The 11,458-nt window shown below is 70.0% G+C and carries 9 protein-coding genes; 6 read left to right on the top strand and 3 right to left on the bottom strand.

Translation table 11 applies throughout. The annotated features are described in order from the left end of the window. Nucleotides 1–135 precede the first annotated feature (135 nt). Nucleotides 136–2,553, top strand: coding sequence for a GcvT family protein (locus tag IE246_RS19420; RefSeq protein WP_189992734.1), 2,418 nt, complete (start codon nt 136–138; stop codon nt 2,551–2,553). A 129-nt stretch (nt 2,554–2,682) separates the two neighbouring features. Here IE246_RS19420 and IE246_RS19425 read toward each other — a convergent pair whose 3' ends face one another. Further along, entirely contained in the window at nt 2,683–3,036 is a 354-nt protein-coding gene (locus IE246_RS19425) for a hypothetical protein (RefSeq protein ID WP_189992736.1), read from the bottom strand. A 169-nt stretch (nt 3,037–3,205) separates the two neighbouring features. Next, nucleotides 3,206–4,423 carry a pentapeptide repeat-containing protein gene (locus tag IE246_RS19430; RefSeq protein ID WP_189992738.1) on the bottom strand — a complete coding sequence of 406 codons (1,218 nt, stop codon included), beginning with the start codon at nt 4,421–4,423 and terminating at the stop codon, nt 3,206–3,208. A 210-nt stretch (nt 4,424–4,633) separates the two neighbouring features. Here IE246_RS19430 and IE246_RS19435 point away from each other — a divergent pair, with 210 nt between their 5' ends. From IE246_RS19435 to IE246_RS28190, 5 genes are all read left to right on the top strand, one after another. Beyond that, nucleotides 4,634–5,443, top strand: a complete 810-nt coding sequence (locus IE246_RS19435; protein WP_189992740.1) for a putative universal stress family protein — start codon at nt 4,634–4,636, stop codon at nt 5,441–5,443. A 14-nt stretch (nt 5,444–5,457) separates the two neighbouring features. After that, a complete protein-coding gene (locus IE246_RS19440; RefSeq protein WP_189992742.1) occupies nt 5,458–6,108 on the top strand; it encodes a toxin-activating lysine-acyltransferase in 651 nt (216 codons plus the stop codon). A gap of 127 nt (nt 6,109–6,235) precedes the next feature. After that, the gene (locus IE246_RS19445) at nt 6,236–7,258 is read left to right on the top strand and encodes a TRAP transporter substrate-binding protein (RefSeq protein WP_189992744.1); all 1,023 of its coding nucleotides are present in this window, start codon (nt 6,236–6,238) and stop codon (nt 7,256–7,258) included. 84 nt (nt 7,259–7,342) lie between these two features. After that, on the top strand, nt 7,343–9,343 hold the full coding sequence (locus IE246_RS19450; protein WP_189992746.1) for a TRAP transporter large permease subunit: 2,001 nt from the start codon (nt 7,343–7,345) through the stop codon (nt 9,341–9,343). Nucleotides 9,344–9,357: 14 nt separating this feature from the next. Then, on the top strand, nt 9,358–9,486 hold the full coding sequence (locus IE246_RS28190; protein ID WP_268245286.1) for a hypothetical protein: 129 nt from the start codon (nt 9,358–9,360) through the stop codon (nt 9,484–9,486). Nucleotides 9,487–9,492: 6 nt separating this feature from the next. On the opposite strand, the gene IE246_RS19455 is transcribed toward IE246_RS28190, so the two are convergent. After that, a complete protein-coding gene (locus IE246_RS19455) occupies nt 9,493–11,433 on the bottom strand; it encodes an aconitase family protein (RefSeq protein ID WP_229837385.1) in 1,941 nt (646 codons plus the stop codon). Nucleotides 11,434–11,458: the final 25 nt, after the last annotated feature.

Here is an 11,458-nt window from a genome sequence, read left to right on the forward strand (position 1 = left end):
ACCCGGGGACCAGGAACCAAGGGTGGGCCGGCGGCTGAGAATCCCGTCGCAATCCGGCCAGCAAGCGACGCACCCTGAGCAAGCCGTGCCGTAACCCGGTGCGAGGCTCGGCCCGATGTCGAGGGAGGACAGGCGATGAAGTCTCATGCGCGCGTGGTGGTGATCGGCGGCGGCGTGGTCGGGTGCTCGGTGCTGTACCACCTCACCAAGCTGGGGTGGACCGACGTCATGCTGATCGAGCGCTCGGAGCTGACCTCCGGCTCGACCTGGCACGCCGCCGGCGGCATGCACACCCTGAACGCCGACCCGAACGTCGCCAAGCTGCAGGACTACACGATCCGGCTGTACAAGGAGATCGAGGCGATCTCCGGCCAGTCCTGCGGCGTCCACATGACCGGCGGCTTCATGCTGGCGGCCGACAAGGACCGGCTCGACTACCTGCGCACCGCCCGCGCCAAGGCCCGGGTGCTCGGCATGGACACCGAGCTGGTCGGCATGGACGAGGTGGCGAAGGGCCACCCGCTGATCGACACCAGCCATTTCGTCGGCGCGCTGTGGGACCCGAACGAGGGCCATGTCGACCCGTCCGGCGTCACCCACGCCTATGCCAAGGCGGCCCGCATCCAGGGCGCCGAGATCGTGCTGCGCAACCCGGTCAAGGAACTGATCGCCACCCCCGACGGTGACTGGAAGGTGGTCACCGAGCAGGGCACGGTCGACGCCGATGTGGTGATCAACGCCGGCGGCCTGTGGGCCCGCGAGGTCGGCCGCATGGTCGGCATCGAGCTGCCGGTACTGGCGATGGAGCACCACTACCTGATCACCGAGGAGATCCCGGAGATCGTCGCCTACAACCAGGAACACGGCCGCGAGATGCCGCACGCCATCGACTTCGCGGCCGAGCTGTATTCGCGCCAGGAAGGCCGCGGCATGGTGATCGGCACCTACGAGAAGGCGTGCGTGCCGTGGTCGCCGAAGGACACGCCCTGGGACTTCGGCCACGAGCTGCTGCAGCCGGACTTCGACCGCATCGGCCCGTCGCTCGACCTTGCCTTCCAGCACTTCCCGCCGCTCGCCACGGCCGGCATCCGCCAAGCGATCAACGGCCCGTTCACCTTCGCGCCCGACGGCAATCCCCTTGTGGGGCCGGTGCCGGGGCTGCGGAACTTCTGGTGCGCCTGCGGCGTCATGGCCGGGTTCAGCCAGGGCGGCGGCGTCGGGCTGATGCTGTCGCAGTGGCTGGTCGAGGGCGAGCCGGAGGTCGACATCTTCGCCATGGACGTCGGCCGGTTCGGCGACTTCGCCAGCCGCGGCTACACCCGCGCCAAGGTGCAGGAGAACTACAGCCGCCGGTTCAGCATCACCTACCCGAACGAGGAGCTGCCGGCGGCCCGGCCGCTGCGCACCACGCCGGCCTACGACCTGCTGAAGGCCAACGGGGCGGTGTTCGGGGCATCGGCCGGGCTGGAGCACCCGCTGTGGTTCGCGGCGCCCGGCACGGACACGGTCGAGCAGCCGAGCTTCCGGCGCTCCAACGCCTTCGGGCCGACCGGCGAGGAGGCCCGGGCGGTGCGCGAGGCGGTCGGCATCCTGGAGATCGCCTCCTACGCCAAGCACGAGGTGTCAGGGCCCGGCGCCGAGGCGCTGCTCGACAGGCTGCTGGCCGGCCGGCTGCCGAAGCCGGGGCGCATGACCCTGTCGCCGATGCTGAGCCCGAAGGGCCGGCTGCTCGGCGACCTGACGGTGGCGCGGCTGGCCGACGACCGGTTCCTGATCGTCGGCTCGGCGGCGGCCCAGGAAGTGCACCAGCGCTGGTTCGCCGACCACGCCCCGGAGTCCGGCGTCACCCTGCGAAACCGCACCCGCGGGCTGGCCGGCTTCGCGATCGCCGGGCCGAATTCGCGCGAGCTGCTGGCCCGGCTGACCGACGACGACGTGAGCGCCGGTGCCTTCCCGTTCCGCTCGGTCCGGCGGCTCGACGTCGGCCTGACCAGCGCCTGGGTCGCGCGGATCTCCTATACCGGAGAGCTCGGCTACGAGATCTACAGCCCGGTCGACCACCAGCGTTCCATGCTGCAGGCGCTGCTGGCGGCCGGCGAGGGGCTCGGCGTGAGGCTGTTCGGCGGCCGGGCGCTGAATTCGCTGCGCCTGGAGAAGGGCTTCGGCGCCTGGCTGCGCGAGTTCGCGCCGAGCTACGGCCCAGTGGAATCCGGGCTCGACCGGTTCATCGCCGACAAGCCGGGCTTCATCGGCCGCGACGCCTACCTGGCGAGCCGGGAGAAGCCGCCGGCGCGCCGTCTGGTGCTGCTGGACATCGAGGCCGACGGCGCCGACGCGGCGCGGGACGAGCCGGTCGACGCCGGCGACCGCACCGTCGGCTTCGTCACCTCCGGCGGCTACGGCCACAGCATCGGCCGCAGCCTGGCGCTGGCCTATGTCGATACCGGATTCCTCGACGCCGAGCTGACGGTCGAGATCCTCGGTGACCGCTGCCCGGCCCGGGTGCTGGCCGAGCCGCCGGTCGACCCGAGCGGGGCGCGGATGCGGGGGTAGCCCGGTTGCGTTCCCTCATCCCGGACGAGCGCACGCATGTGCGGTCGATCCGGGACCTCGACTGGCCTGTGGGTCCCGGCTCCGGCGCGCCTTCGGCGCCCCGGTCCGGGATGAGGCAGCGTATGGGCGTCAGCTGATCATGCCGGCGGCGCGCAACGCCTTCAGGTGCAGGGCGATCAGCCGCTTCTCGTCGTCGTCCATGTCGGTGAACTTGCCGATCACCTCGGTGTCCGAGGCGGCGATCGCGAAGGCGGAGGCCTTGAAGGAGACGGCGCTGTCGCCCTCGCCGAGCTTGAGGACGAAGAAGAACTTCTGGCCGTTGATGATGTTGCCGCCGCCCGGGTTCGGGATGCGGATGCCCTTCAGGTGCAGCTCGCGGATGTCCAGCGCCTCTTCGCCGAAGACGGCCTGGCCCCACTTGACGTCCTTCTTCGCGGCGGCCCCTGCCGCCGGTTTGGTCTTGGCCTTGAGTTTTCCGAACATGCCGTCCTACCGCACCGGAGCCGGGGCTTGTGCCCGTCGCACGAGACGCTCCCTAGATGCCCCCGACATCCTTAACTTTCTCTAAAGCCCGCGGCACGCGGCGGCAAGCGTCACGCGGCGGTTGCGGCCGGCCGTCGGAGCCGCACCGGACCCGACGCTGTGCCCCGGGTCAGGGCTTGGGGGGCGGGTTCTTCGCGCCGGTCAGATCGCAGTCGTCCAGGTTGGTCTTGAACAGGACCGCGTCGGTGAGGTCGGCCGAGGTCAGCCGGGCCCCGTTCAGGTCGGCGCCGCGCAGGTCGGTGCGCCGCAGCAGGGCGTCCCGCAGGTTGGTCGAGTAGGCGCGGTCGCCGGACAGCAGCGGGCCGAGCCTGGCGTCCCGGAGGTCGGCGCCGTTCAGGCGCGCCGCCTCCAGATTGGCGCCGCGCAGGTCGGCACCCTTCAGGATGCAGGTCCGCAGGTCGGCGCCTTTCAGCCGGGCGCCGACCAGGCTGGCCCGGGTCATGTCGAGGCCGATGAAGACCGCGCCCTCGGCCGACAGCCCGGGCAGGCTGACCTCCCGCAGGCTCGGCGCACCGCGCAGGTCGACATTGTCGAGGACCAGCGGCTCGCCCTCGGCGCCGTCGCTCTCGACCCAGCGGACGTGGGCGCCGATGCCTTCCGCCAGCGACGGCGACAGCTCCAGGTAGCTGCGGCCGCGCGGCTCGTCGGTCAGGACGGTCGCGAGGTCGCAGCCCGCGAGCGACGCGGTCGCGACCGAGGCGTTGCCGAACACCGCGTAGGCGAGGTTGGCGCCGCCGAAATCGGCGTGGTCGAGGCAGGCACCGTCCAGCCTGGCCCCGGCCAGGGTGGCGCCGCGAAGGTTGGCGTGGGCGAGGATGGCGCCCTGCAGGTCGGCATCCGTGAAGTCGGTATGGGTGGCGATCACCGCGGTCATGTTGGCTTCCCGCAGATCCGCTCCCGACAGATCGGCCTTCTCCATGTGGGTGGGGCCGAGCCGCATGGTGACAGCAGTCAGGTTGCCGGTCCTGGCGCGGCCGCCGAGCGAGCCGTCGCGAAGATCGGCCTTGTGCAGGTTGGTGTTGCGCAGGCGGGCGCTGCGCAGGGACGACCCCCTGAGGTCGACGCCGACCATCCGGGCGCCGTTGAGGTTCGCTTCCGCCAGATTGGCGCCCGCCATCATGGCGCCGTCCAGGACGCAGTCGGAAAGGTCGGCGTCCGCGAGGTTGGCGCCGGTGAGGTCGGCGTCCTTGAGGTTGCTGCCGGTCAGCAGCATGCCCGAGAGGTCGTGGTTCACCAGCTCGGCGCGCAGCCCGCCGGGCCGACCCAGGAGGAAGTCCTGGTGAGTCTTGACGACCTCCGCCAGCTCGACGCTCGAAAGCCGGCGCATCTTGTTCGGTCTCTTGCCGGACACGGCTATCCCACCCCGTCCATGCCCCTCCAGAACATAAGTGTACCGCCGAACCCTGGATTCGACCACCGGTGTCGTGGTCGGGTGTCCGACCGGCCGTGCCGGAGGCGGGCGTCGCGTTAATCTGTCGACATCGTTGATTTCGTTTATGATGCTGTCGAGGACGCCTGCGAGGAGAGGAGAGCGGCGATGAAACACGTCTTTCTGCCCTTTGGTCTCGACGGCGTGGAAGGGGCGCCGCTCGAGGTCGCGGCACACTTGGCCGAACGCTACGACGGGCGGGCGGTCGCCATGTTCTACCCGAGGCCGGTCGAGAGCCCGCTGGTCGATCCGATGGGCGTGGGAATCATCGACTATGCCGACCAGGGGCCGGATCTCGCCCGCGAAGCCGACTCCGCCATGGCGGCGATGCGGGCCCGGATCCAGGCTCTCGGCGCCGCCGCCGGCCGGGTGACGCTGAGCGACCAGCCCCTCAAGGCCCGATTCGGGATCGGCGAGCAGGCCCGGCTGTTCGACCTGACGGTCGTCGGCAAGGCCGACGAGACCGACTGGCGGGCGGTGTTCGAGACCGCGCTGTTCGAAGGCGGTCGGCCGGTGATGCTGGTGCCGGTCGGCTGGAGCCGGCCGTGCGGCGACACCGTCGGGGTCGCCTGGAACCGCAGCACCGAGACCGCCCGGCTCATCGGCCAGTCGCTGCCGGTGCTGCGGGCGGCGAAGCGCGCCCTGGTGATCGAGGTCGAGGGCTGGTCGATTCCGGGGCCGGACGGTGCCGCCCTCGTCGACTATCTCAAGCTGCACGGCGTCGCCGCGGAAGCGGTGACGGGGCCGCGGTCGATGCGCGGGCCCGGGCTCGACGTCCTCGACCAGGCCGAGGCCAACGGTGTGGACCTGCTGCTGAAGGGCGCCTACACCCAGAGCCGGCTGCGGCAGATGATCTTCGGCGGCGCCACCAGCGACATCATCGCGGACGCGACGATGCCGGTGGTCTTCGCGCACTGACCACGGAGAGGGGGATGAGCGACATCGTGTTCGGTACCGACGGGTCGGAGAACCCGGAGGAAGGATCCAAGAAGCCGGCCGGGCGGTCGCGTCCGGCCGCCGCCGCGGCGAAGGGCGCTGCGGCTGCCGCTTCGAAGGCGGCGTCGAGGGCGGTGTCGGGGCCGGCGTCGGGAGCGGCCGCCGCCAAGCCGGCACCGGCGTCCGGCGCCGACGCGCAGCCGGCCAACGAGCCGGTACGGGACGACATGACGCGCCTGCTCGGGCAGATCGTCACGCTGCTCGGCCAGTCGTCGGGCCATCGCCACGTGTTCGTCTCGGATCTCGAGTGGATGGTGCTGCCGGCGCTGATGGCCAGGCAGGCCCGGATCTGGCGGCGTCAGACCGAGAGCGGCGCGGTTCCGGTGATCTACGCGTCGTGGGCGCTGGTCGACACCGCCGTGGAGGCGCGCCTGCGGCAGGGGCAGATGCGTCTCAAGCCGAACGAGTGGCGTTGCGGCGACCGGCCCTGGCTGATCGACATGGTGGCGCCGTTCGGCGGGACCGACGCGGCGCTCACCGAACTGGCGGACCAGCTGTTTCCGGGCAAGACGCTGAATGCCTTGGTGAGCAGCGCGACCGGCGGCTTCACGGTCCGGGAGATTCGAGGCAAGTCTCCAGAAAAGTGATCATATGAGATGATCACCCGACGAATGTCGTCATACTTTTCGGGTGCTCTCCGATTGACAACCGGCGGTCCCGGCAAGGATGATCCCCGAACCGAAAAATGAAAACGGTTACACGGGGAGGAATTCGATGCGCAGAACGATCGCTGCCGCAGTGGCAGCGCTGGCCATCGGGCTGACCGGTGCGGCGGAAGCGAAGACCCTGAAGCTGCAGGCCAGTTCGGCGCCCGGCGACTGGGCGCACCGCTTCATGACCGAGGGCTGGCAGCAGAAGGTCGGCGTCATGAGCGGCGGCTCGCTGATGGTCGAGGTGCTGCCGACCAAGGCGGTGGTACCGCACAAGGAGACCATCGACGCGGTCGCCAACGGGATCCTGGACGGCGACCTGAACGCCGTCGCCTACTTCTCGGGGCGGGACCCGGCCTTCGCCCTGATGGGCGACCTGATCGCCGGCTACGACACGCCCGAAGAGGTCCAGACCTTCTGCATGGAAGGCGGCGGCAAGGAGATCCTGCAGAAGCTGTACGACAAGTACGGCGGCGGCAACATCCATGTCGTCGGCTGCGGCCCCTACGCCAAGGAGGCGCTGGTCGCCAAGGTTCCGATCCACGGCGTCGACGACTTCAAGGGCGTCAAGATCCGCTCGCCGGAAGGGCTTGCCGCCGAGGTCTTCAAGCGGGCCGGCGCCACGCCGGTCTCGCTGCCGTTCTCCGAGGTCTACACCTCGCTCGAGAAGGGCATCGTCGACGCCGCCGACGCCTCGGCCTACGTCAACAACGACGCCTCCGGCATGCACAAGGTGGCGCTCTACCCGCTGTATCCCGGCATCCATTCCATGGCGATCCTGCAGTTCGTCGTGAACAAGGACGTCTGGAACAAGCTGACCGACGCCGAGCGGACGATCCTCGAGACCTGGTACGTCGCCGCCTACGTCACCATGCGGCGTCAGGCCGACCTCCAGGACCGCGACCTCGCCGCCCGGGACAAGGCCGCCGGCAAGCTGACGGTCATCGACTGGTCGAAGGAAGAGCGGGCCAAGTTCCGCAAGATCGCGGTGAAGGCCTGGGAGGACTACGGCGCCAAGTCGCCGCTGGCCAAGGAAGCGCTCGACGCGCATCTCAGCTTCATGAAGAAGACCGGCCTCCTCGACTGAGGCTGCGTCCACCTGGCGTGACGGGGAGCCGGATTCCGGCTCCCCGTTCGACTCCGTGAAATCCGGTCGACTTCGGAGACCTCCATGGTCCGTTCCGTCACCTCGTCCATCGACACGTTCAGCCGATTCTCGGGGCTGGCGGTCGGACAGTTCTATCTCGTCTGCGCCGCGGTCACGATGTACGAGGTGATCGCACGGTACTTCTTCCACGCGCCGACGCAGTGGGCGTTCGAGATGGTCATGGTGCTGTGCGCCACGGCCTGGATGCTGTCGGTCGGGTACATCACCCAGCATGGCCGGCACATCGGCATCACGGTCTTCTACCTGATGGCGTCGCCGCGTACGCAATGGCGGTTGGACCTGTTCGCGCTGGTCGTCGGCGTCGTCGCGCTGTTCCTGCTGGCCGGCGACGCGATGGTCCGGTCGCTGGACTCCATCGACCTGGTCGAACGCGCCGGCAGCGCCTTCAACTCGCCGGAGCCGATGATGCTGAAGACCGCGCTGATGCTCGGCGCGGTGATCTATCTGGTGCAGCTTCTGGTCAACCTCCACAAGCACGTCGAGACCCGGATTCCCCGGCTGATCGTGGCGGTGATCGGCTGCCTGCTGGTGGCCCGGCTGCTGGTTCTGGTGATCGGGCACTACACCGGCGACACCGGCCTCTTCGGCTGGCTGAACGAAGCCGTCGCCTCGCTGGGCGAACTGCTCAACCCGCGGCAGGTCCTGAACCTGCGGGACTACGACATCGGCACCGTCAGCATCGGCATCGTCGTCGCCCTGATCGCGCTGATGATGACCGGCATGCCGCTCGGCGTCGTCACGCTGATCGTCTCGATCGTCTGCGCGCTGCTGTTCTTCGGCCCGCGCGGCCTGTACCTGGTTTCGACCAACGCCTACGGCCTGCTCGAGAACTACCCGCTGATCGCGGTGCCGCTGTTCGTGCTGATGGCGTCGCTGCTGGAGAAGGCCGGCATCGCCGAGGACCTGTTCGACGCGATGTCGATCTTCGCCGGCAACCTGCGCGGCGGCGTCGCGGTCCAGACCGTGGTTGTCGCGGTCATCATGGCCGCGATGTCCGGCATCATGGGCGGCGAGATCGTCATGCTCGGGCTGGTGGCGCTGCCGCAGATGCTGCGGCTCGGCTACGACCGCAAGCTGTCGATCGGCGTGATCTGCGCGGCCGGCTCGCTCGCCACCCTGATTCCGCCGAGCGTGGTCATGATCGTCTATGCGCTGTCGGCGCAGGTGCCGATCGGCGATCTGTTCATGGCGGGCGTGTTCCCCGGACTGCTGCTGGCGGCCTTCTATATCGTTTTCGTTCTGGTCCGCTGCACCCTCGACCACTCGCTGGCGCCAACCGCCCGGGAGGCGGCGGCGCGCCGTGGCGAGACCGTCGAGCTGTCGTCGAACCGCACCTTGGCGGTGATCCTGTCGATCCTGCTGATCGTGTGCGTGATGGGCTCGATCTACGGCGGCATCGCCTCGGTCACCGAGGCGGCCGGGGTCGGCGTGGCGGGCGCCGTGGTGGTCGCGGCCGTGCGGCGGCGCCTGACCTGGTCGATGCTGCAGGTCGCCGTGACCCAGACCATGTCCACGGTCGGTACCATTATCTGGCTGATCCTGGGAGCCGTCAGCTTCGTCGGGATCTACAACCTGGTCGGCGGCGGGGACTTCATGCGCAGCCTGTTCACCGGCCTCGACCTGCCGCCGCTCGGGGTGATCCTGGTGATGATGGGGATCCTGGTGATCCTCGGCACCTTCATGGAGTGGATCGCGATCCTGTTCATCACCGTGCCGATCTTCGCGCCGGTGGTCGAGACCATGGCGCCGGAGCTGGGACTCGACCCGGATGCCGCCAAGCTGTGGTTCGGCGTCCTGTTCGTCATGAACATCCAGATCTACTTCCTGTCGCCGCCGTTCGGACCGGCCTGCTTCTGGCTGAAATCGGTGGCGCCGTCGTACATCACCCTGCAGGAGATCTTCGTTGCGGTGCTGCCGTTCATCGCCCTGCAGATCGTCGGCCTCGGCCTGGTCATGGCGTTCCCGGAGATCGCGCTGTGGCTGCCGCGGGTCCTGAGCGGCTGATAGGAGACGAACCGATGTCGCACGATTCCTCCGAGGGGCGCGACGACAGCGCCATGTTCGGGGTCTGGCCGTCGCTGGTCGGCCTCGGCTTCGCGGCGCTGATCATGGCCGCGATGTTCAGCCTCGCGACCGGGTTCCGCTGACCGGCGTCAGGGGTGCCGGCGGACGAGGTCGTCGAACCCGACGATCTCGCCGGCGATCGCGCTGGCGGCGACCGTCGCCGGGCTGGCCAGCCACACCTTGCCGGGCCCGGACCGGCCCGGGAAGTTGCGGTTGATCGCGCTGATCGTGACCTGGTCCGGCCGCCGCGACAGGCCGGGGCCGCAGCCGGCGCAGGCTCCGCAGGCCGGCTGCAGGATCTCCGCCCCGACCCGACGGAACGTCTCGGTGTAGCCGCGCGCCCGGCAGTAGTCGCGGACCGCGACGGTGCCGTACTGCAGGAAGAACCGCACACCCGCCGCCACCCGCAGGCCGCGGCGCGCCGCCCAGTCGAGGACCTCGAAATAGGCGTCGAAGTCGGCGCGCTTGCCGGCCGTGCACGAGCCGCCGTAGGCGAGGTCGACGCGGACCGGCGCCTCGAGACCGTCGACCGGCACGCCGTTGCCGGGATCGCCGGGCCGGGCGAGCATCGGGGCCAGGGTCCCGCAGTCGACCGTCACCACGCCGGCGTAGCGGGCATCGTCGTCGCTCCGCATCCACGGTTCCGGCACGAAGTCGAGGCCGCGCCGCTCGTTCAGGAAGCGGACGGTCTCCGCGTCCGGCGCCACGATCCCGCTCAGCCCGCCGAGTTCGGCGGTCATGTTGGTGAGGGTGGCCCGCTCGTCGGTCGACAGCCCGGCGACAGCCGGGCCGGCGAACTCGAACATCTTGCCGACGCCCAGCCCGGCCCGGAGATCCGGCTGCGCCAGCAGGTGCAGGACGATGTCCTTGGCCATCACCCCGGGGGCGAGCCGCCCGGTCAGCTCGATCCGCAGGGTCTCGGGGACGACCAGCCGGGTCAGCCCGGTGGTCAGCGCGGTCGCCATGTCGGTGCTGCCGACCCCGTAGGCGAGGCAGCCGAGGGCGCCGTTGTGCGGGGTGTGGGAATCTGTGCCGGCCAGCAGCTGGCCGGGAAGCGCATAGTCCTCGATCATCACCGCGTGCGAGATGCCCTCGGAGCCCTCCTCGCCGACCAGATAGCCGTGGTCCCGGATCCCGTACTCGGCGACGAACGCCCGGTGGCCCTCGGACATCCGGCGGATACCGGCCAGGCGCTCGGCGCCGGCGCCGACCTCGGGGCGGTGGGCGTAGGAGTAGTGGTCCTCGAACGAGACGATGCTCGCCGGGTCGTGGAGGACCAGCGGCCGGCCGAGGGTCTCGTGCAGCATGTGGGCGCACATGGCCGTGTAGATGTCGTGGAAGTACCGCCAGTCGGGGCGCACGAACCCGGCCGAACCCGGATGCGGGTCCCAGGCGTCGTCCACGGTCGAGACGGCGTGGCGGGCGATGATCTTCTCGACCAGGGTGCGCGGCCGGTCGGCGCAGGCGGCAACCGGCCGAAGCCCGGCGGCGACCGACCGGCCGTAGCGCAGCAGGCCGCCGGCCCGCAGGATGCCCGCGGTCAGCGGGTCGCGGTCGGCCAGCAGCTCGTCGACGGGAATCGGTTCGCCGGACCGAATCCGCGGTAGCAGGCCGAGATCGGTCGAGGTGAACAGCCCGAGATTGTCGGCGTTCTGCCGGTAGATCCGCTCGAAGCTCTCGGCGATCACCAGGCGGATGCCGGCCCGCAGCTCGGCCAGTGGGCTGTGTTCGCGCGACGATCCCTTGCCGTACCGCTTGCCGCCGACGATCACCTCGAAACCGCCGCGGCGGATCGTGTCGCGGCCGATCGGCCGGCGCCCGCCGGTCTCGAAGCCGACATGGGCATGGCGGCCGAGCTCGTCGTCGTAGTGCACCAGAACCGGGATCGGGGTGATCTCGTCCGTCGAGATGTCCGCCCGCAGGGGGCCGGCCGACCGTTCGTCCAGGTCGCTGCCGGCCAGCTGCCGGTCGACCGCGGCGGGATCGACGCTGAGGTAGAGCGTGCGCCCCGTGAAGTGCAGGCTGGTCAAGGTCGTTCCCCCGATCCGGCGGCGG

Source organism: Thalassobaculum fulvum, assembly GCF_014652915.1.
Classification (GTDB): Bacteria; Pseudomonadota; Alphaproteobacteria; order Thalassobaculales; family Thalassobaculaceae; genus Thalassobaculum_A; species Thalassobaculum_A fulvum.